The sequence below is a fragment of the Marinactinospora endophytica genome (genome assembly GCF_054780875.1).
In genome coordinates, this window is the sequence record NZ_BAAGVM010000013.1 from 134,452 (window position 1) to 153,785 (window position 19,334).

The following is a 19,334-nucleotide window of genomic DNA, read 5'->3' on the forward strand; positions in this document are numbered from 1 at the left end:
ATCCGCTACTCGCCGTCGGGCGACGCCGACGCCTCGGGTTCGGCGGAGGCCTCGGGCTGGTCGGAGGGTTCGGGGGCCGGCTGGGTGTCCACGGCGCCGAGGATGTCCACGACGAAGACGAGCGTGCCCGCCGGAGAGCCGCTGGCCTCGGCGTTCTCGCCATAGGCGAGGTCCTCGGGGATCACCAGCATGACCCGGCTGCCCACCTTCTGGCCGACCAGCCCCTCGTCCCAGCCCTGGATGACCTGGCCGACACCGATCGCAAACGTCGCGGGGGTGCCGTCGCGGGTCCAGGTGGAGTCGAAGACCTCGCCGTCGTTCCAGGTCACGCCGGTGTACTGGACGACGAGCTGCTGGCCGGACTCGACCTCGGGCCCCTCCCCCTCGACCAGCTCGACGGTTTCGAGCTCCTTGGGCGGGTCGGCGTCGGGGATCGTGATGTCGGGCATGGCCCGTCCGGCGTCGGCCGCGGTCGGCAGGTCGCCTCCGCCGTCGGTGGTCTGCTCACCGGGGACGACGTCGCCCTTGCCGTAGCGGCCGCGGATGTCGAGGACCGACACCGACGTGGTGCCCTCCTCCGAGGGCTGGCCGGTCGTGGGGTCGCTGGGCGGGAAGACGTAGACGACCCGGCTGCCGACCGGCTGGTCGATGAGGTCGGCCGTCAGCTCCTCGGTCATCTGGCCGAGCTGGAGGAGCATCGGGGCACCGGTCTCGTAGGTCGACTGGACCTTCTCCGTCTTCCCCTTGCCGGTCCAGTCGTAGTCGACGATGTCGACGAGCAACATGTCGTCGGAGCGCACCAGCTCGCTCTCGCCCTCGCCCTTGTGGACCACCCCGGAGATCTGCTCCTTGGGCGGGTCGATGTCGGGGAAGGACACCTCGGGCTCCTCGCCGACCGGACCGGTCGCGGTGGGCAGGCGCTCGTCGAGCTGCTCCTCGTCCGACTTCAGAAATGCGGGCGTCCGCCAGTCCTCTGGAATGACGCCGCAACTGGAGGCCCCCAGCATCAGGGCGGAGAGCGGCACCACGAGGGCCGCGGCGGCACGTCGACGCATATTGTCACTACCTCAAGAGTCCGGTATGGGAATCCCCGACACACTATCGAAGAAGCCAGGATGACCCCAGCCGGTAAGAGGCCGGTAAGAGGGGGCGCCCGGCGGGCGTCCCCTCGACGACCGGCTACATGCCCGCGATGAGCTTCTCCACCCGCTCGTCGACGGACTTGAACGGGTCCTTGCACAGCACCGTGCGCTGCGCCTGGTCGTTGAGCTTGAGGTGGACCCAGTCGACCGTGAAGTCGCGCCGCTTCTCCTGGGCCCGCCGGATGAACTCGCCGCGCAACCGGGCGCGCGTGGTCTGCGGCGGGACCGACTTGGCCTCGAAGATCTTCAGGTCGCCGACGACCCTCTCCATCTGGCCGCGGCGCTGCATCAGGTAGAACAGCCCGCGGTCGCGGTGGATGTCGTGGTAGGTGAGGTCCAGCTGGGCGATACGCGGCGAGGACAGCGAAAGACCGTGCTTGGCCCGGTAGCGCTCCAGGAGCTGGTACTTGGCGACCCAGTCGATCTCGCGGGCCACCAGGTCGAGGTTGCCGGTGTCGACCGCGTCGAGGGTGCGCTGCCACAGTTCCAGCACGCGCTTGCCGGTGGCGTCGGTTCCGTGGCGGTCGACGTAGGTCTGGACCTTCTCCAGGTATTCGCGCTGGATCTCCAGAGCGCTGGCCTCGCGCCCGTTGGCCAGGCGCACCTTGCGCCGGCCGGTCATGTCGTGGCTGACCTCACGGATCGCCCGGATCGGGTTCTCCAGCGTGTAGTCGCGCATGATCACGCCGGCCTCGATCATCCGCAGCACGAGGTCGGTCGAGGCCAACTTGAGCAGCGTGGTGGTCTCGCTCATGTTGGAGTCGCCGACGATGACGTGCAGGCGGCGGAAGCGCTCGGCGTCGGCGTGGGGCTCGTCGCGCGTGTTGATGATGGGACGCGACCGGGTCGTCGCCGAGGAGACCCCCTCCCAGATGTGCTCGGCGCGCTGGCTGACGCAGTACAGGGCGCCCCGCGGGGTCTGGAGCACCTTGCCGGCCCCGCAGATGATCTGACGGGTGACCAGGAAGGGGATGAGGATGTCGGCCAGCCGGCCGAACTCCCCGTGCCGTCCGACGAGGTAGTTCTCGTGGCACCCGTAGGAGTTGCCGGCCGAGTCGGTGTTGTTCTTGAACAGGTAGATCTCGCCGGCGATGCCCTCTTCGTGCAGACGCTGCTCCGCGTCGACCTGCAACCCCTCGAGGATGCGCTCGCCCGCCTTGTCGTGGGCGACCAGGTCGAGCAGGCTGTCGCACTCGGGGGTGGCGTACTCGGGGTGACTGCCGACGTCGAGGTAGAGCCGGGCCCCGTTACGCAGGAAGACGTTGCTGCTGCGCCCCCACGACACGACGCGGCGGAACAGGTAGCGCGCCACCTCGTCCGGAGACAGTCTGCGCTGCCCCCGGAACGTGCAGGTGACGCCGTACTCGTTCTCCAGACCAAAGATGCGACGTTCCACGTGGCCTCAACTCCCGTCCCACGTCACCGCAGGTGGCGCCCTGCGGCGCTCCACCAACCCACACTATTGCCCGGGCTCCCCCACCGCCATGGGCCGCGCATGACCGGTTCCTCCCGGTCGCGCGGGCGGTGCGGGGAGCGGGGAAAACGGGCGGGCGCCGGCCGGGCCCTCTGCCCGACCGGCGCCCGCCCGTCCCGGTCACGTCCGCCTCCCTCACGTCTCGGTGTCGCCGGATTCCTCCGGCCGCGTCCCCGAGGCGCGCGACTCGGCGATGAGGCGGTTCAGGCGCTCGCCCTGGACGCGGCGGAACTTGCGGTGTTCGCGCGCCCGGTCGAGCACCGCCACCTCCAGGCTGGCGGCCTCCAGCTCACGCCGTTCGCCGTTCTCGTGGGACAGCGCGTGCATCGCCGTGGCCAGTGCCGTGGCGAGCGGGGCCTCGCCGTCGTAGCGCTCCTTGAGCGCGCTGGTGACCCGTTCGGCCGATCCGCCCATGGCGACGAAGTCGCGTTCGTCGACCACGGAGCCGTCGAAGGTGATCCGGTAGATCTGGTCGGCCTCGGGGGTGTCGCCCACCTCGGCGACGACGATCTCGACCTCCCAGGGCTTGTTGCTCTCGGTGAACACCGCGCCCAGCGTCTGGGCGTAGGCGTTGGCGAGCATCTGACCGGTCACGTCACGCCGGTCGTAGGCGTAACCGTGGGAGTCCGCGTAGCGGACCCCCGCCAGCCGCAGGTTCTCGAACTCGTTGTAGCGGCCGACGGCGGCGAAGGCGATGCGGTCGTAGAGCTCGCTGATCTTGTGGAGGGTCCGGGACATGTTGTCCGCGACGAACAGGATCCCGCCGTCGTAACGCAGGACGACGGCGCTGCGGCCCCGCGCGATTCCCTTACGCGCGTAGTCCGCCTTGTCCTTCATGATCTGTTCGGGCGAGACGTAGAACGGCATCGACACCGCGGAGTTTTCCTTTACTGGTCGGTCCGGCGGCCCGGGTCGCGGGCCGCGACGGGAAGGGGGACGGGGCTCAGCTCAACGGCGCGGTGGGACCGTCGGGGCGCTGGGAACGACCGGTGACGACGGTGTCGGCCAACTCGGCGACCTCGTCGGCCGGCAGCCGCCGATGCCCGTCGTCGGTGATGACGTCGACCAGCGGGTAGATCCTGCGGTGCACGTCGGGCCCGCCCGTGGCGGAGTCGTCGTCGGCGGCGTCGTAGAGCGCCTGCAACGCCACCAGGGCCGCGTCCTCCTCGGAGAGGTCGTCGCGGTAGAGCTTCTTCAGCGATCCCCTGGCGTAGACCGAGCCGGAGCCGATGGAGTGGTAGCGGTGTTCCTCGTACCGGCCGCCCACGGGGTCGTAGCTGAAGATCCGTCCCTCGCCGCGCGGCTCGTCGTAGCCGACGAGCAGGGGGACCACGACGAAGCCCTGGAGGGCCATGCCGAGGTTGCCGCGGATCATCGAGGCCAGCCGGTTGGCCTTGCCCTCCAGCGACAGCGGCCGGCCCTCGCGCTTCTCGTAGTGCTCCAGCTCGACCTGGAAGAGCCGGGCCAGTTCGATGCCGATGCCGGCCGACCCCGCGATGGCCACCGCGGAGAACTCGTCCGCGCGGAACAGCTTGTCCATGTCGCGGTTGGCGATGACGTTGCCGGAGGTCGCCCGGCGATCGCCCGCCAGCAGCACGCCCCCGGGGAAGGTCAGCGCCACGATGGTGGTGGCGTCGGGGGTGAGGTGGGAGGAGTCGCCCTGTGGCAGGTTGCGCCGCCCCGGGAGCAGGTCGGGGTTCACCTGGGCCAGAAAATCGATGAACGACGACGTTCCCGGGTTCATGAACGCTGCGGGCAGCCGTCCGCCGATTCCGAACGCTTCAGACACGCGACTCCCTTCGGTGGCGCCCCAGCCCTGGTTGAGGGGCGAGCGGGGCGCGGTGGGTGGTTGTAGTCATCTGGTGTTCTGACCCTACTGAGCCCGCCGTACGGGCGTGTAGCGGCCGATGGCCTTCTCGCTGTGGGCGAACTGCCCCGGCGCGGGCGGGCCCGGGGTCGCGGCCCGCCCGCGCCGGTCCGCGGGCCGGGCGCGGCGGGCCGGGCGTGGGCTACTGGCCACCCTTCTGGACGAACTGGCGGACGAAGTCCTCGGAGTTGCTCTCGAGCACCTCGTCGATCTCGTCGAGGATGTCGTCGACGTCCTCCGACAGCTTCTCGTTGCGCTCCTGGACGTCGCTGCCCGCCTCGACTTCCTCGACCTCCTGGTCGGTGCGGTTCGCGTGCTTCTGGCCGCCGGTGTCCTTCGTCGCCATCTCCACAACCTCCCTATTCGGGGTCTCGCCCCTTATATTGGCCCAACCCAGGTCCGCTCAACCTTGATCGTGGCCGCTGTTTTGTCACGGGACGTGAAAGAGCCGTGTGACCTCGCCCCTTCCCACCTCCGCCGTGGCCGTGGACCGGCGTGTCCTCCGTGAGGTTGTGGACAAGACGTCCACAATTGGACGGGGATCCGGGCGCCCGTCCGGCCATAGCGGTGTACAGGGCGCCCACCGCGCCGGCCGGGTGGCCGGCGCGGGTGTGCAAGGGGGGATTCGATCATGATCAAGCGCGGCAAACCGGGCAAGGACGGGAACGTCAAGGTGACCTTCTCGCTGCCCCTGGAGGAGCAACCCGGCCCGGTCTCGGTGGTCGGCTGCTTCAACGAGTGGGACCCGCACGCCCACCCGCTCACCCCGCGCTCCAACGGCAAGCGCAGCGTGGTGGTCACCGTGCCGTCGAGCTCGACACTGCACTTCCGCTATCTGGCGGACAACGGCGTGTGGTTCGACGACCACGACGCCGACGCGGTGCACGAGGACGGGGGCCGACTGCACGTGTGAGACCGCCGCGGACACGCCAAGGGCCGCACGGACCGTTCTGCCCGGTCCGTGCGGCCCTTGGCGTGGTCGTTCGGGCGGCTCAGCGGCGCTCGCCGGTGAGGGCCGCGACGAGGTCACTGGCCGTCGGCGAGCGGTCGAGCAGCGCGCCGACGTGTTCCCTGGTGCCCCGCAGCGGCTCCAGGGTGGGCACCCGCTGGAGCGAGTCGTGGCCGGGCAGATCGAAGATGACGGAGTCCCACGAGGCCGCCGCGACGGAGTCGGCGTACTTGTCCAGGCACCGCCCCCGGAAATAGGCGCGGGTGTCCTCGGGCGGCTCGGTTATGGCGCGCTCGACCTCCTCCTCGTCGAGGAGGCGTTCGATACGGCCGCGGGCGACCAGCCGGTTGTACAACCCCTTGTCCGGACGCACGTCGGAGTACTGGAGGTCGACGAGCTGGAGACGGTGGTGGTCCCAGTCGAGACCGTCGCGTTCGCGGTAGCCCTCGAGCAGTTTGAGCTTGGCCACCCAGTCGAGCTCACCGGCCAGGCGCATCGGATCGTCGGCGAGGCGGTCCAGGGTGCTGCCCCAGCGCTCCAGCACGTCGGCGGTGTCGGGGTCGACGTCGGTGCCGAACCTGTCCTCGACGTACTTGCGGGCCTGGTCGAAGTACTCGCGTTGGAGTTGGAGCGCGGTCATGCGGCGGCCGTCGCGCAACCGCACCGCGTGGGTGAGCGTGGGGTCGTGGGAGATGGCCCGCAGGTCGGCCACCGGGGTCTCCAGTGACAGGTCGACCCCGATGAACCCGTCCTCGATCATCGCCAGCACGATCGCCGTGGTGCCGAGCTTGAGATAGGTGGAGATCTCGCTCATGTTGGCGTCGCCGATGATGACGTGCAGCCGCCGGTACTTGTCGGGGTCGGCGTGCGGCTCGTCTCGGGTGTTGATGATGGGGCGTTTGAGCGTGGTCTCCAGCCCCACCTCGACCTCGAAGAAGTCGGCGCGCTGGCTGATCTGGAAGCCGGAGTCGCGGCCGTCGGCCCCGATGCCCACCCGGCCGGCACCGCAGATGACCTGCCGGGAGACGAAGAACGGCACGAGGTGCCGCACGATCTCGCCGAAGGGGGTGGACCGGCGCATCAGGTAGTTCTCGTGGCAGCCGTAGGAGGCACCCTTGTTGTCGGTGTTGTTCTTGTAGAGCTGGATCGGGTCGATCCCGGGGACGGCCCCGGCCCGGCGCGCGGCATCGGCCATGACCCGTTCACCCGCCTTGTCCCACAGCACGGCGTCGCGAGGGTTGGTGACCTCGGGGGCGGAGTACTCGGGATGGGCGTGGTCGACGTAGAGCCGTGCGCCGTTGGTCAGGATGACGTTGGCCAGTCCGAGATCCTCGTCGGTGAGCTGGGAGGGGTCGGCGACCTCCCTGGCGAGGTCGAACCCGCGGGCGTCCCGCAACGGGTTCTCCTCCTCGAAGTCCCAGCGGGCCCTGCGCGCCCGGGCGGCCGAGGCCGCGAGGTAGGCGTTGACCACCTGGGTGGATGTCACCATCGCGTTGGCACCAGGGTTGCCGGGCACGGAGATCCCGTACTCGGTCTCAATGCCCATAATCCGCCGCACACTCATGCCTTGAAGAGTATCCTTCGGGATCCCTCCTTGAACGTGAAGAAGCGGAATTGTGGCCGCGCCACTTCCCCCTTGCCGCCGCCTGGCCACCCTTCGGCACGCATTCGTCCGTGTGGGACGGGCGTGTCCCGTCCTTTCGACCTCGCAGGAGGGCCGGCCGCCGGCTGGAGAGCCGGGGAGCGCGCCGAACGGGGACGGGAGGCGTCCTCGGCCGCCGTCCGGCACCCGCCTTCACGAGGGACAAACGGATAAACGGGAGAAATAGCGACAAAATATTATTTCCCATGAAAACCCCTGGGTCGGGAAACGCCCTCCAGGACGCTCCCCCTCCCCGCGAAGCCACCCCGGGAGAGGACCGTCCAACCGGGTGGTGGCAGCGCCGAAGCGGCCTGGCGGGCACGCCGCGCACCGGATCGTCGGCCGTCGCCGGCCAGGCGGCCGTGGGCGTCCGCCCGGCCCGTCCGGCCCCGCCCTCGCGCCGTCTCGTCCGGAGGGCCCTGTCGCCGGCCCTCGAACGCAGGCGGGAACCACCGCGGGGTGAGAGCGACGGGCGGCCAAGCGCGGACGTCAACGGTGGCCACGTCGATTACGGGTCTGGGGGTTTCACCCGGGACGCCTCAGCTATCCGAAGATCTTGTCCTCTTCCGGCAGGCTTCGCAGCGCACCGGCCTACAGAGGACGACGCAAAGCCGACCATGCCATGCCCACCATGCTGTCCCTACCGACACAGTTACAGCAAAACCCCTGCCGGGTACACCGGGCAGGGGTTCTTGAATGCCTGCTTAGCTCAGGCTGGAGAGCCCTCGCTAGCAGCGAAGGGCCCGAGCGTCGCGTGATGTCGGAGACGCCTGGTCCTGTCAACGACTGGAGCCGTGGCAGCGGTCTCGGGCACTGAGGGATCACACCTGGGCGGCCAGGGCCTTCCAGTAGGCGACGTCGGCCGCCCGGTTGAAGTAGGCGTTGGTGCACACGTCGTACAGACCAGCGCCCGAGGTGCTGTTGGTCTCCAGGAAGCTGCCGTTGTCGTAGAGGTTCCACAGCAACAGGACGTCCCCCAGGCGCACCGACTGGTCCAGGGTGCCGGAGGTCTGAGCCAGGATCCGCCAGCGGCCGGTGCCCTGAGCCCGGTCCCTGCCCGGTGAGGTGGAGACGTCATACTTGCCGCCGGACTGCTTCTGAGCGTCGGACGCATGCCCGTTGGTGTCGAGGTACCCGCCGTCGTCCTGGTAGAGGTTGCGCAGGTAGATCACATCCCCGCTGTTCACCAACGACCCGGCAGCCTTGCCTGTGGCCGACAGAACCTCCCACGTGCCGGTGCCAGCACCTCGGGTGGGCGTGTCCGCGGTGGAGACTCCGTACTTGGCGGGGGCGGGGCGGTGCCCGTTGGTATCGAGGTACCCGCCCGCCCAGTTGTTGTACCCGTTCTGCAGATGGATGAGGCCGCCGTACCTGATTTCGTTCGCCATAGAATTCCTCTCCCAAGCAGAAAACAAACAGCATTGTGACAATGCGCCCATGACTCAAACTTGCACGCCAACAAGACCACTGTGCCAGCAACCAATCCCCACGCACACCTTTTTCCATGAAAACATATAATCTTCCCAATTCCAGACACGCCCAACCCTTCCCCAAGGAGGACCGAAAATGAAAATGCACCAAAAGCCACTATTGCCCCCGAAGGCATAACTTAGACGAATAAGGACCGCGGAAGTAGATACACCCAAGAAGCAGACATCTAAGCAACTCGAAGAATCGCCAGCAGTACAGATGCACCAGCATCGGATAAATCTTCCCAAACCCTCATACGCCGCGCCCTGGAAAACCTTGCAGAAGCGCACTAAACACCCTCCCGACCTGCCCACGACTCCGTCTCTAAGCTCCGGAAGGTGACCTATGGCCGGTCGAGGCCCCGCACCGAAGGTCCCCAACCGCCGAGCACGGCGCGACTCCGAGTCCGCCCCGCAGCCCCTTCTCCGTTTCGAGCACGTCGAGCCTCCAGAGCTGTCCGACTTCCGGCTGCACGACGAGGAGGAGTTGGTCGAGTACCAATGACCCGAGCGGACCCGGGAGTGGTGGGACCGGTGGCGCAATAGCGCCCAGACCGAGCACTTCTCCTCGACGGATTGGCAGTTTCTCCTCGACACCACTCTTCTCCACGACCGACTGTGCTCCGGGGAGACCACGGTGGCCGCCGAGCTGCGGCTGCGGGTCACCAAGTTCGGCGCGACGGTCGAGAACAGGGCGAGGTTGAGAATGCAGTTCGCCGCCGCGGACGAGGCCGGCGCCAAACACCCCACCCCCGCTGGCAAGTCCGCGCGGGAACGGCGCGGTGCGCACATGGGGGTCGTCCGCGGCCTTCCCGCGAAGCCAAAGGACGCAGAGCGAGCTTGACCAAGGGGTGATAGCCCATCCCCTGGAAGCCGAACGTCCCCGGCGAGGTCCCCACCCTCGGATACAGGTGATCGACTGGATCGCCGAGATGCTCGCCGCCCCCGATCGGGCCCACTACCAGCCCTTCGTTCTGTACTCCGAGCAAGAGGACTTCATCTTGAAGTTCTACGAGCTCGATCCGCGCACCGGCCGTCGCCGGTACCGGCGCGCGGTGCTGTGCCGGCCCCGAGGGTGGGGCAAGAGCCCCTTGTTGGCGGCGATCCCGATCGTGGAGGCGCTCGCCCCGATCTACCCGGACGGGGGGACGCCGAAGGGCAGCCGGTCGGCAAACCGTGACCCGAGGTGCGCACGCCGTTGGTGCAGATCGCGGCGGTCTCCGAGACGCAGACGAAGAACACCTGGTCACCACTGCTGGAGATGCTCCAGGGACCGGTACTGGACGCCTACCCCGGGCTGGAACCGCTGGAGGGTTCGTCAACCTGCCCAAAGCGGGCAGGATCGAGCCGATCACCAGCAGCGCGCGGACGATCAAGGGCAATCGGCCGATCTTCGCGGTCCTGGACCAGTCCGAGGAGTGGGTCCGCTCCAACCGCGGCACCAAGTTGGCCGAGACCATCCGGATCAACGCCGCGAAGACCGACGGGACCTTGCTGGAGTCCCCCAACACCTACGCCCTTGGTGAGGGCAGCGTCGCGGAGATGTCCGCGCGGGACTGGCACCGCATCCTCGAAGGTCGCGCCCTTGACAACGGAATGTTCTATGACATCCGCGAGGCCCCGCCGGACACCGGCCTCTACGACCATGACGAGCTCCGCCAGGCCCTGGCCTACGTCTACGGCGACAGCGCGGACGTCAACGGTGGCCACGTCGATCTGGATGCCCTGATCGGCACGATCATGGACTCCTCCACCGACCCGCAGACCGCGCGGGCGGACTTCCTCAACCAGGCCGCTCACGCCCGAACTCGTATCCATCCCAGCCTGAGTGGGGTGCGCGCCGACGCGAGAACCGCGCCCGGGCCGACGGTGACACGGTGAACGCCGGGGCTCGACGGCGCGATCCGCGACGACAGCACGGTGCCCGTCCGCGGATCACCCCTTGCCACTGGCGGAGCAACCGGCACCGGATCATGATGGCCGCGGTGAGTTGGAGCAGTCCGCATTGATTGCCCACGCTCTCGGCATCCCCGCACGGCTGCACACCGGATGGGGCAGGAACACGCCGGAAACCTCTGTGGCCGTGTCCGCGGGGGCAGAGCTGTTCCGCCACCGCCCCGGACGGCTCTCGGTCATCCGCGCCCGCTACCGGGCCGACGCCGAAGCTACGAGCCTTTCGACTGGGCGTGCGTCCCCTTCGGGATGGAACACCCCACCTACCTTCAGCAGGTCTCCGAGCAGGCGTCGCGCCTCCCCCGGGTGCGGCGGGTCGTCGTGCCACAGCGGGGGCGGGGATGACGCTCGCCGCGATCCTGCGCGGCCTGAACGCCGCCGGCAGCCCCTCCCCAGTGCTCGACGTGCGGGTCGGCGGCGACCCCACCCGGATCCTGAACCGGTACGCGCCCGGATGGGAGAACCGCGCCAGGCTCGTGGACGCCCAGGACGGCTTCGACACCGCAGCCGGCAACGCGCTCGGTGACCTGCGCCTGGATCCGCACTACGAGGCCAAGTCCCTGCCCTTCCTCCGGGAGGGCGACCTGCTGTGGGCGGTCGGCATCCGCGCCTCCGCCCTCACCTGAAAGACGTTCCCGGCAGGCACCAGGAACACCCAACACCAGGCGGGGCGCAGCATCCTCGCCATCACCACACCGCCTGCGATCCCCGCCGGGCGACCAACGTGTCCTCCAGCGTGTGGCTCCACCACCCCCACTCCTCTCCCCGGGTGGATGTCGAGCCCGCTGGAGGACACCCCTCCCCTCGCCTGCGCCTAGGAGGACAGCCCCATGAGCACGCCGCTGATCACCGTCGCCAACGCCGACGACGACACCCGCCGCCGCGCCGTCGAGGCCCTCATCACCAGGGCGTGCAGATCCAGGCCGCCATCCTTCATGACGAGGCCCCGGGCATCCCGAGTGCGCCCGGGCGTGACTTCGCCGGTGTGGTGCTCGGAACGGGACTCGCCGTGATCTTCGGCGCGCTGACCGTCTACCTGACCTACCTCGGCGGCCGGTGGATCGCCGCGACTGTCCTCAGCGCCCTGTTCAGCCTCGTCGGCCTGGTCGAAATCGTTGTCTCCCTCACCGAGTAGGAGCCACGGCCGATGTTAACGAGCGTGAACATGTCAGTGATCCCGCCGCGATACGCGCTCCGACCACCGCTCTCGCCTCGACAACGGGCGCACATCCGGAGGAGACGGTGGGAAACCCCGGCAACGTGTAGTTGCGCAGGGGCCGTCGCGGACTCCGGTAGCCAGATGCTTAGCGCCTCCATGGCGTTGGTGAGGCTGCTGCGCTGCTGGGTTCGGCTGGCTCGGCTTGGTGTTGACGGCCGCGAAAATGTCCGTGCGCAGACGCAGGAGACAGACGCGCAAAAGGCCCCGTGGTGAGGAAAGCGGAGCCCGGTACCGCGGTTCAGCGGGTCGGGGTCTTGGCGGCCTCCTCGGGGGCGGTGGGCTTGAGGAGCTTGAGGCCCACCACACTGCCCACGATGCCGGCCAGCAGTGCCAGGCGCAGCGCCGTGGCCGGCTCCCCACCCGTGAGCATCGACCACGCCACCGTGAAGGCCGCCCCGAGCCCGGCCCAGACCGCGTAGGCGGTGCTCATGGGGATGCGCTTGGCCACGTAGGCGAGCGTGGCCATGCCCGGGATGAGCGCGGCGACGAAGACCAGCGACGGAACGAGCTTGGTAAAGCCCTCGCTCTGCCCCAGGGCGGTGGCCCACACCGCTTCCAGGAGGGCGCTGATGATGAGAACGAACCAGGCCATTAGCCGACCACCTTCAAACCGATGATGCAGCCGATCAGGACGAGTAGGAGTCCGCCACGTCCCAGGGTCAGCTGCTCCTTGCCGCGCGCCACGGGGTAGAGCACGGTCAGAACCGCTCCGATGCCCACCCAGACCGCGTAGGCGGTTCCGGTCGGGATCGCCGTCATCGCGTAGGCGAGCCCGACCATGCTCAGGACCAGGGCGACGACGAACAGCACCGTGGGCCCCTTCTTCCTGAACCCCTGGCTGGCACCTATCGCGCTCGCCCACACCGCCTCCATCAGGCCCGATGCGACCAGCAGCACCCACGCCATGAATCCCCCTCCACGTTCCCGCACAGTTGTGCGACTATGTTCCACCCCATAGTCGCACAGTTGTGCCACAATAGGCAAATGCCTCGATCTATGGACCTCCAAGCACGAGAACGCCAGGTCATCGAAGCCTCCTGGCGCGTCATCGCCCGCCAGGGGATGCGCGCCCTGACCGTCCGCAACATCGCCCAGGAGGCAGGACTGGCCCCCAGCTCCCTGCGCTACGCCTTCCCCACCCAGGACAGCGTGCGCGAGAAGTCCATCCGCGCCGTGCTGGAGCGACTACGCGAGCGCGTGGCCGCCATCGCGCCCGACTCGCCTTCCTGGGCCTGGCAGACCCTCCAGGAACTGCTGCCGCTGGACGACGAACGCCGTCTGGAGATGGAGGTCTCGCTCGCCCTGGGCACGGCGGCCGTCACCGACCCGCTGCTGGCTCCGCTGCGCGCCGAACTCGACGCCGAGGTGTACAGCTTGTGTGAACGGGCCTGCGCCGCCCTGGGGTTGGAGCGGCCGGGGCTGGCGCGAGAGCTCCAGGCGCTCATCGACGGCCTGGCCCTGCACGTGGTTCTCGTTCCCGGCGACGACGGCCGGTGGACTCTGGAGGTGCTGCGGCTACGCCTCCAGGAACTGGGCGTGGCCTGCGACTGAAGACGGCTCGCCCGTCTCGCCGGGCCGGGGCGCCGTTGCACACTCACAGGCTGCAGCCAGGTGCTCGGCTGGCCTTATCTTCGTATTTGGACCGCGCTCGACCGCCACCAGGGCCACCCAGGAACAACCGGGCCGCTGACGCTGTGCCGCACACGTAGGTCATGGGATGCGGATCGGCGTGGTGACCGGACAGCAGCGGGCCGCAGCGGAGAGCACTGTTGAGCTGGTTCAGCCGTTCGGAGCAGAGGAGACCACATTCCTGGCAGCAGGCTGTTGGGGTTCGCCCAGCGCCGTGCGGCGTTGTCTGGGAGGCGTGCGCCGAGGGCCAGGCCGGGGCCAGGTTGGTCGCCCACGCCCTGAGAAGACGGAGCAACCGACGTGCAGGCCACTACGGACAGCGGTCGGGTACCGAAATCTCCCAGAGCGGACAACTATCCAACGTAACAAGCGGAGATGGTGGGCATCGCTACCGACTGGGAAGGCTCACGACACCGCGAGGAGCTCCCTCCGAACTGGCAAAGCTTGCGCGTCCACGTCATCGAACGCGACCACGGCCTGCGCCAGTGGCGCATGTCCGACGGCAGCATCTGCGCGGAGGCCGGCACAGACGTGGACCACATTCGCAACCGCGATGACCACCGCCTCCGTAACCTTCAACTGCTGTGCTCCTGGCACCACGCGACCGCAAGACCGCGAGGGAAACCAACGCGGCGAAGCCATGCTTCTCACCACGCCGTCCATGTGAGGTCCACCCCGGCCTGCTCTGACCCACGTAGGCACATGAGCGACTCACCCGAAATACCCGCAGTGTGGCACACCCCAGAGTGCCCGCCCGAGGAAGTGGCGCTCCCCTAGGACCACAGAGCACGGGCGAAGTGCTACCGAACCCAGCACTCAGGGGTCTTAGCCAGAACTAGGCCGCTGCGGTTTCACGAAAATCAAATTCCCCGTCCTTGAAGTCAGCACAGCGGTCGGAAGCACGCCCCAGCTCCCTGCCTCCAGCGTTGTAAACACGCACCTTCAGTTCCTTCTTCGAAATCGTGTCCTTATAGGTCCCCTCGATCCGAGGGACAGACCAGGATCCCGTGCTAGAGGTCCTCACAGTCGTTTCATGAGAGGATCGAAGCTTCCCATTATCGAAAATCTCTCGAACGACTTCGACGTTGATGTTCCCGGGGTAGTCCACACCACTAGCGTTCACATATAGAGTCTTCTTGCTATCGTCGCAGGTGATTGACGCCGAAGTCTCGGCAGCCCGCGCAACGCCCTGGAGGCCGAAGATAAGGGCAACAGCCATGGCGCTGATGACACAAGAGCGGAATGCCCCAGTCCGGAGGTTCAAGGCAGACTCCTAATTCACTTTCCAAACAGTTTCTCGAAAGCGGTATCGAAGACACGAGAAGCCTCAGGTGACACAGAAATAAGCCCCTGATCATCAGCCAGCAGCGGGACATGACCATGGGCTTCTGAGTACTTGTTCACCCGGACAACATGACTTCTCACATCCTCCTCGTGAGCACCTGTCGCCCGGGCAACATCAAGGACCGAGAGTTGTTCCCCAGGATGCTGACAGAGGTAACGCAACGTCCTCGCGGCAGGAGCCTTGAGGGTCTTCAAGAAAAGCTCCGCGTCTACGTCGTCAACCAGATCATGAGACCATGGGCGTGTCGGATCAGCGGCAGGGTTCTCTTCCACGGAAACTCATCTCCAAGAATCATTTGCGATCCCTTCCCCCAGTGTAGCGAAGCGCAAGCGATTCATGCCCGACGAGTCTTCAGGATGTTCCCACCAAAAGGGTCAAACCAAGCATTCCATGAGCGCCCACCTCTGAGAGGGCGCCCCCTTCTCCCCCGAGAGGCCCCGGGAAAATGCCGCCGTCCGAATTTTGTACGGATCTGGGGATTTTGAGGCTCCCGCACTGCTGAGCCCCGTTCAGAGACGCTTCACATCCTCCAGGGTCATGCTCACCGAGCTCCAGGACCTACGAGGCAAACGATCATCCCTGGTTCTGAACGGGACCAATACAGGAACACGAAAGCCGCGACAACGCCTATGAAAAGCGCGAGACCTTCGGTCAGGGCGCGCGACCATTCCTTGCCTGGCTCACGCGCGAGCAGAACCCCGCACACAGCAACCAATGAGGCGGCCGAGGCGAAAGTGAGAAGTGTATGCAATCGGCCCCGCGTTCCGCCAGACCCGCCTCCTACGTCGGTGCCGCTGTCGCGAAGAAGGCACGAGAAAGCACGTGCGCAACGATGCGGCGGTGGAACGCGCGGGGAGACCCGAGCACGCGCGGGCCCCGGGACGCACCCGCTTCACTGCGCCTCTCGTTTACGCCGAAGGCCCAGGGTCATGCTGGAAGCGCCCCAGAGCAGGAGCGTGATCACCATGCCGAGACGGGACAGCGGGGGTTCTTCGGTGATGGTGTAGGTCTCGTCACCGACGACGACCTCCCAGGAGCACACCCGTCCGGGGGCAGCCAGGACCAGCTTCCCGTGCCATACAGGGAGCTGTCCGGTGTCAGGGGGCAGGCCAGGGAATCACTGGTGTACCACTCCAGCCCGAGGAGGGCGAGCCAGACCAGAGTCACGACCGACCACAGAACCGCCCAGCCGTTGAACAGGGAGGCAACCGACTTCTTTTCTTCAACGTTTTTCACCGGAAGGTGCTACCACCACGGACGACGAAACAAACCATCCCTACAGGAAAGTTCCTCCCCCCATCCACCACCCTCGAGTCACATATCTTGTATATGTTGACACGCGGAATGGATGAAGAAATTCCGGACCGGGTTTTCTGCGGGAGCCAGCGATGGATTCCCGGACCCGGGAGAGAATACGGGAGGAGATCGGCGTGCTGGACGAGCCCCTCTCTCTCCGGATTGGTAGTCGGTACGCCTGGGGGGCAGAGTTCAAGCGCGGCAGGGCCGGCTCAACGAGCGGCGGAACTACTTCACCGGGGAACCTCCGCTTCCGGTACCGCCGAAAGGGGTGCGGGACCAGGAAAAGCGGTTCCAGGAGATCGCCCGGACGAACATCTGCGGCCTGATCGCCAACTCCAGTGTGAACCGGTTGGCGGTGACCGGCATCGCGGGCCCGGACGGGGAACCCGATGAGGCCGCGTGGACGTGGTGGAAGACCAACCGGCTCCCCGCCCGCCAGAAGCAGCTCTACCGGTCCGCGCTGTCGCAGTCGGTGGCCTACGTCGTGGTCGGGCCGCACCCCCAGGACCCGCGCCGTCCCCTCATCACACTCGATCACGCGCGCAACGCCATCATCGAACGCGCCCCCGCGACCGGAGATGCGGTGGCGTGCCCCACCAGCTCAACCCCGTCGTGGTGGTGGACGCCGCCGTGAAAAAGAGCCTCGGCTACCCGTTGTCGGTGATCGCCGAGGACATGGGCGAGCCGCTGCCGCGGATCAAGCGGATCACCACCACGGCCGCCGCGGACCAGATGATCGCCGCCGCCCTCCGGAACCAGACCGGCGCCCCGGCAGCGCCGCAGCCGCCCACCAGGGTGACCGGTGAGTGAGACAACGAACGGGCTCGTCACCGAATACGCCAACACCAGCCAGCGGCTCCGCACCATCCTTCTCCAGGTGCTCGCGGAGATCTTCGACGGACTCGGGGCGTGGCACACCCACGACATGGACGCCTTTCTCGAACAGGCCCTGCCGGTGGAGCGCCGCGCACGGGGCGATGGCGTCGCTCACCGACGCCGACCTAGCCCAGGCCCTCGCGGACCGGCTTGGCCTCGTTCCCACACCGCTCGGTATCGAGGCCGTGCCGGCTCCGCGCGGTGTCCCTGTGGAGAAGACGTACCGGCGACCGTTCGTGCAGGTGTGAGCCGACCTCGCCCAGGGCCGCCCCTCGCCGAGGCGATACAGGCCGGACAGGTCCGGCTCGCGTCCATCACGGCGACGGATCTCCAGCTCGTGCGCACCCACACCACCCGGGATGTCCTGGCAGAGGACGGGCGGATGGTCGGGTACGCGCGTGTCCCCAAGAGCGGGGAGACCTGCGCCCTGTGCTTGATCGCCTCGACGCAGACATACCGCAAGAAGGACCGGATGCCGATTCGAGTGGGCCTCCACCGACAGATGCGGCGGAGCTTGATGACACGGCGCTCACCGCGGGCGGGAACAGCGTGGTGAGTGATCCCGACGGCTGGAGACATCGGCCATGTCCGCCTGGCCATGTGCACGGTAGCGGCTCGCCCGTTGTCCGGCGGTGCTGCGGCCTGCCCGTCTTCTACGTCGATACCGAAGGGTTGTCCGAGAACGGGGTGTTTCGCGAGTACCTGATCGAGGGGGCGCGCAGGTGACACCATCGTCCGTCAGGAAGCCATCCGATCCCCCACCGGCTACGGTGAGGGAGCCGTTATCGTTGCTGCGGGGAGGACCTGTGGACGAGACCGTGTGGAACGGGTGCGTCGTCATGATCACCAACCGGGCAGGGGAGATTCTGCTCCAGCACCGCGACGACATCCCCGGCATCTGCTGGCCCGGCCACTGGACGATGCCCGGAGGACAGCAAGAGCCGGGCGAGACCTGGGAGCAGACCGCTCTTCGGGAGGTACGCGAGGAGACCGGTATCGTCCCCGAGGACCTGCGCGAGCTGGACGTCACCCCCGACGATCCGGCCGCGCCGCGGCCGAAGGTCTACACCGCCACCTGGGACGGCCCGGAAAGCGCGCTGGTGCTCGGAGAAGGCCAGGCGTTGGGCTTCTTCCCGCTGGACGCCCTGCCCACCCCCATGCCCCCGCACATCCTCGGCTACATCGCCCACGTGCAGAAGCTCAACGCCGGCCGCTAGCAGGACAGCCGAAAGTTCCCCCGGCTGAACGGGGAGAAGGTCATGCCCTGGCGAGGGCGACGATGGTACAGCCCAGACTCATGCCCAAGCCGCATCGCCGGTGTATGGGGCCAGGTACTCGGTTTCCCGGTGCCCGAGTGGGCGCGATGCGGAAATCCCGGATCGGACAACAGGGTGCGTCATCGCCGCACCGGTAGGGAGCTGAGACACCGTCATCGGAGCGGCTCCGCGAAGACACCGCGCCCGGTGGCCGGGCGCTCCCATGCGAAGGCGAGCGCGTCGGCCAGGAGCAGGCCACGTCCGTGCTCGTCCAAAAGTTCGGCCGGCGGAGTGCGGAGGAATGCGTGTTCTCGAAGGGGCCACCACCCCGGACCTCGACGCGGATTCGGCCGGTGTAGACGAGGATCCCGACCGCGGACCATCCGCCAGCGGTTCCGCCGCGGGGGTGTTCGACGGCGTTGGCCCTCTGGGAGGGCGTGCGCTCGGGGGGCCGGGAACCGTACAGACGACGCGGACCGTCCTGAGCACCGTGCGTGGACGCGGGATCAGCGCGGTACGCCGCGACCTCGACACCAGGGCCGCCGAGGTCCTGCGAGTCCCCTGCCCCGTCCCTTCCCCTCAGCTCCGGAGGACCACTCATGGAGATCACGCTCACCCCTATCGCCACCGTCGTCAGCGGACGCGACGAGGTCACCGACGACCACTGGGGAGGGGGCCGATCGATCATCCGGCTCAACAAGGACCTGCCCGTGGACACCCTCCAGGGCCTGGACGAGTTCTCCCACATCCAGGTCGTGTGGCACTTCAGCCGGGGGTCGGAGGCCGACGTCCACCTCGGCGCCCGACACCCCCGAGGGAACACGGCCTGGCCGCAGACCGGCACGTTCGTCCACCGCAACCACCGGCGTCCCGCGAGGATCGCCGTCTCCCACCCCCGTCTGCTCAGGGTCGAGGGACGCGACCCGCACGTGGAGGACCTGGACGCCGTGCGGGGAACCCCCGTCCTCGACATCGCGCCGTGGTTCACCGAGTTCGGCCCTCGGGGCGAGGTGAGCCGGCCCCGTTGGCCCACAGAGATGCTCGCCGGCTACCGGGAAACACCGACCCCCCGCCCGTAGGGGCGGCCCTATCGCCGACCTCCGCGGCGTCCCGCCCCGGCCGATCACCCTCACTCTCCGTCATCGGCCTCAAAACCGAAGCCGGCTCCCGAAGCACCGTGGATTTGCCATCACCCTGCCATCACGGGGACCGGA

Annotated in this window: 23 protein-coding genes and 1 pseudogene; 11 read left to right on the forward strand and 13 right to left on the reverse strand. The window is 67.7% G+C overall.

Annotated features, from left to right (window positions below; translation table 11 throughout):
- Positions 1 to 5: 5 nt before the first annotated feature.
- From ACYVHU_RS22125 to ACYVHU_RS22145, 5 genes are all read right to left on the reverse strand, one after another.
- Positions 6 to 1,055, reverse strand: coding sequence for an FKBP-type peptidyl-prolyl cis-trans isomerase (locus ACYVHU_RS22125; RefSeq protein ID WP_200813753.1), 1,050 nt, complete (start codon positions 1,053 to 1,055; stop codon positions 6 to 8).
- A gap of 124 nt (positions 1,056 to 1,179) precedes the next feature.
- Positions 1,180 to 2,538, reverse strand: a complete 1,359-nt coding sequence (pafA, locus tag ACYVHU_RS22130; protein ID WP_078763758.1) for a Pup--protein ligase — start codon at positions 2,536 to 2,538, stop codon at positions 1,180 to 1,182.
- Between the two features lie 213 nt (positions 2,539 to 2,751).
- Positions 2,752 to 3,483 (reverse strand): proteasome subunit alpha, encoded by a 732-nt coding sequence (gene prcA, locus ACYVHU_RS22135; RefSeq protein ID WP_078763817.1) that lies wholly within the window; start codon positions 3,481 to 3,483, stop codon positions 2,752 to 2,754.
- 76 nt (positions 3,484 to 3,559) lie between these two features.
- Positions 3,560 to 4,405 (reverse strand): proteasome subunit beta, encoded by an 846-nt coding sequence (gene prcB, locus ACYVHU_RS22140; RefSeq protein ID WP_078763759.1) that lies wholly within the window; start codon positions 4,403 to 4,405, stop codon positions 3,560 to 3,562.
- A 220-nt stretch (positions 4,406 to 4,625) separates the two neighbouring features.
- Positions 4,626 to 4,829 carry a ubiquitin-like protein Pup gene (locus tag ACYVHU_RS22145; RefSeq protein ID WP_078763818.1) on the reverse strand — a complete coding sequence of 68 codons (204 nt, stop codon included), beginning with the start codon at positions 4,827 to 4,829 and terminating at the stop codon, positions 4,626 to 4,628.
- A 285-nt stretch (positions 4,830 to 5,114) separates the two neighbouring features.
- On the opposite strand from ACYVHU_RS22145, the gene ACYVHU_RS22150 reads away from it, so the two are divergent.
- Positions 5,115 to 5,396, forward strand: coding sequence for an early set domain-containing protein (locus tag ACYVHU_RS22150; protein ID WP_078763760.1), 282 nt, complete (start codon positions 5,115 to 5,117; stop codon positions 5,394 to 5,396).
- Between the two features lie 79 nt (positions 5,397 to 5,475).
- On the opposite strand, the gene dop is transcribed toward ACYVHU_RS22150, so the two are convergent.
- Together dop and ACYVHU_RS22160 are read right to left on the reverse strand one after the other, a co-directional pair.
- On the reverse strand, positions 5,476 to 6,996 hold the full coding sequence (gene dop / locus ACYVHU_RS22155) for a depupylase/deamidase Dop (protein WP_394330082.1): 1,521 nt from the start codon (positions 6,994 to 6,996) through the stop codon (positions 5,476 to 5,478).
- An 899-nt stretch (positions 6,997 to 7,895) separates the two neighbouring features.
- Complete coding sequence (locus tag ACYVHU_RS22160; protein ID WP_078763762.1) at positions 7,896 to 8,462, reverse strand: hypothetical protein; 567 nt, start codon at positions 8,460 to 8,462, stop codon at positions 7,896 to 7,898.
- 427 nt (positions 8,463 to 8,889) lie between these two features.
- On the opposite strand from ACYVHU_RS22160, the gene ACYVHU_RS22165 reads away from it, so the two are divergent.
- The 4 genes and pseudogenes from ACYVHU_RS22165 (at position 8,890) to ACYVHU_RS22180 (ending at position 11,122) form a co-directional block, all read left to right on the forward strand.
- Complete coding sequence (locus tag ACYVHU_RS22165) at positions 8,890 to 9,048, forward strand: hypothetical protein (protein WP_200813754.1); 159 nt, start codon at positions 8,890 to 8,892, stop codon at positions 9,046 to 9,048.
- 15 nt (positions 9,049 to 9,063) lie between these two features.
- Positions 9,064 to 9,387, forward strand: a pseudogene (locus ACYVHU_RS22170) (phage terminase small subunit); the annotation flags it as partial.
- A gap of 332 nt (positions 9,388 to 9,719) precedes the next feature.
- Positions 9,720 to 10,424, forward strand: a complete 705-nt coding sequence (locus tag ACYVHU_RS22175; protein WP_144390262.1) for a hypothetical protein — start codon at positions 9,720 to 9,722, stop codon at positions 10,422 to 10,424.
- 413 nt (positions 10,425 to 10,837) lie between these two features.
- Complete coding sequence (locus tag ACYVHU_RS22180) at positions 10,838 to 11,122, forward strand: hypothetical protein (protein ID WP_078763764.1); 285 nt, start codon at positions 10,838 to 10,840, stop codon at positions 11,120 to 11,122.
- A 188-nt stretch (positions 11,123 to 11,310) separates the two neighbouring features.
- Here ACYVHU_RS22180 and ACYVHU_RS22185 read toward each other — a convergent pair whose 3' ends face one another.
- Positions 11,311 to 11,433 carry a hypothetical protein gene (locus ACYVHU_RS22185; protein WP_268805639.1) on the reverse strand — a complete coding sequence of 41 codons (123 nt, stop codon included), beginning with the start codon at positions 11,431 to 11,433 and terminating at the stop codon, positions 11,311 to 11,313.
- A 48-nt stretch (positions 11,434 to 11,481) separates the two neighbouring features.
- On the opposite strand from ACYVHU_RS22185, the gene ACYVHU_RS22190 reads away from it, so the two are divergent.
- Positions 11,482 to 11,631 carry a hypothetical protein gene (locus ACYVHU_RS22190; RefSeq protein WP_159457303.1) on the forward strand — a complete coding sequence of 50 codons (150 nt, stop codon included), beginning with the start codon at positions 11,482 to 11,484 and terminating at the stop codon, positions 11,629 to 11,631.
- Between the two features lie 322 nt (positions 11,632 to 11,953).
- Here the strand turns inward: ACYVHU_RS22190 and ACYVHU_RS22195 are convergent, their stop codons facing one another.
- Both ACYVHU_RS22195 and ACYVHU_RS22200 read right to left on the reverse strand, forming a co-directional pair.
- Complete coding sequence (locus ACYVHU_RS22195; protein ID WP_078763766.1) at positions 11,954 to 12,307, reverse strand: DMT family transporter; 354 nt, start codon at positions 12,305 to 12,307, stop codon at positions 11,954 to 11,956.
- The gene (locus ACYVHU_RS22200; protein WP_078763767.1) at positions 12,307 to 12,621 is read right to left on the reverse strand and encodes a DMT family transporter; all 315 of its coding nucleotides are present in this window, start codon (positions 12,619 to 12,621) and stop codon (positions 12,307 to 12,309) included. Before ACYVHU_RS22200 ends, ACYVHU_RS22195 begins: the two co-directional genes overlap by 1 nt.
- A 78-nt stretch (positions 12,622 to 12,699) precedes the next feature.
- On the opposite strand from ACYVHU_RS22200, the gene ACYVHU_RS22205 reads away from it, so the two are divergent.
- On the forward strand, positions 12,700 to 13,266 hold the full coding sequence (locus tag ACYVHU_RS22205) for a TetR/AcrR family transcriptional regulator (protein ID WP_144390263.1): 567 nt from the start codon (positions 12,700 to 12,702) through the stop codon (positions 13,264 to 13,266).
- 913 nt (positions 13,267 to 14,179) lie between these two features.
- Here ACYVHU_RS22205 and ACYVHU_RS22210 read toward each other — a convergent pair.
- The 3 genes from ACYVHU_RS22210 to ACYVHU_RS22220 form a co-directional block, all read right to left on the reverse strand.
- Entirely contained in the window at positions 14,180 to 14,563 is a 384-nt protein-coding gene (locus ACYVHU_RS22210; protein WP_144390264.1) for a hypothetical protein, read from the reverse strand.
- Positions 14,564 to 14,622: 59 nt separating this feature from the next.
- Entirely contained in the window at positions 14,623 to 14,961 is a 339-nt protein-coding gene (locus tag ACYVHU_RS22215; RefSeq protein ID WP_144390265.1) for a hypothetical protein, read from the reverse strand.
- A gap of 620 nt (positions 14,962 to 15,581) precedes the next feature.
- The gene (locus ACYVHU_RS22220) at positions 15,582 to 15,731 is read right to left on the reverse strand and encodes a hypothetical protein (protein ID WP_200813756.1); all 150 of its coding nucleotides are present in this window, start codon (positions 15,729 to 15,731) and stop codon (positions 15,582 to 15,584) included.
- Positions 15,732 to 16,256: 525 nt separating this feature from the next.
- Here ACYVHU_RS22220 and ACYVHU_RS22225 point away from each other — a divergent pair.
- The 4 genes from ACYVHU_RS22225 (at position 16,257) to ACYVHU_RS22240 (ending at position 19,199) form a co-directional block, all read left to right on the forward strand.
- The gene (locus tag ACYVHU_RS22225; RefSeq protein ID WP_498949426.1) at positions 16,257 to 16,622 is read left to right on the forward strand and encodes a hypothetical protein; all 366 of its coding nucleotides are present in this window, start codon (positions 16,257 to 16,259) and stop codon (positions 16,620 to 16,622) included.
- The gene (locus ACYVHU_RS22230) at positions 16,619 to 16,798 is read left to right on the forward strand and encodes a hypothetical protein (protein ID WP_144390266.1); all 180 of its coding nucleotides are present in this window, start codon (positions 16,619 to 16,621) and stop codon (positions 16,796 to 16,798) included. The genes ACYVHU_RS22225 and ACYVHU_RS22230 overlap by 4 nt, the downstream gene beginning before the upstream one ends.
- Positions 16,799 to 17,670: 872 nt before the next feature.
- On the forward strand, positions 17,671 to 18,081 hold the full coding sequence (locus tag ACYVHU_RS22235) for an NUDIX hydrolase (RefSeq protein ID WP_498949427.1): 411 nt from the start codon (positions 17,671 to 17,673) through the stop codon (positions 18,079 to 18,081).
- A 638-nt stretch (positions 18,082 to 18,719) separates the two neighbouring features.
- The gene (locus ACYVHU_RS22240) at positions 18,720 to 19,199 is read left to right on the forward strand and encodes an SAM-dependent methyltransferase (protein WP_498949429.1); all 480 of its coding nucleotides are present in this window, start codon (positions 18,720 to 18,722) and stop codon (positions 19,197 to 19,199) included.
- Positions 19,200 to 19,334: the final 135 nt, after the last annotated feature.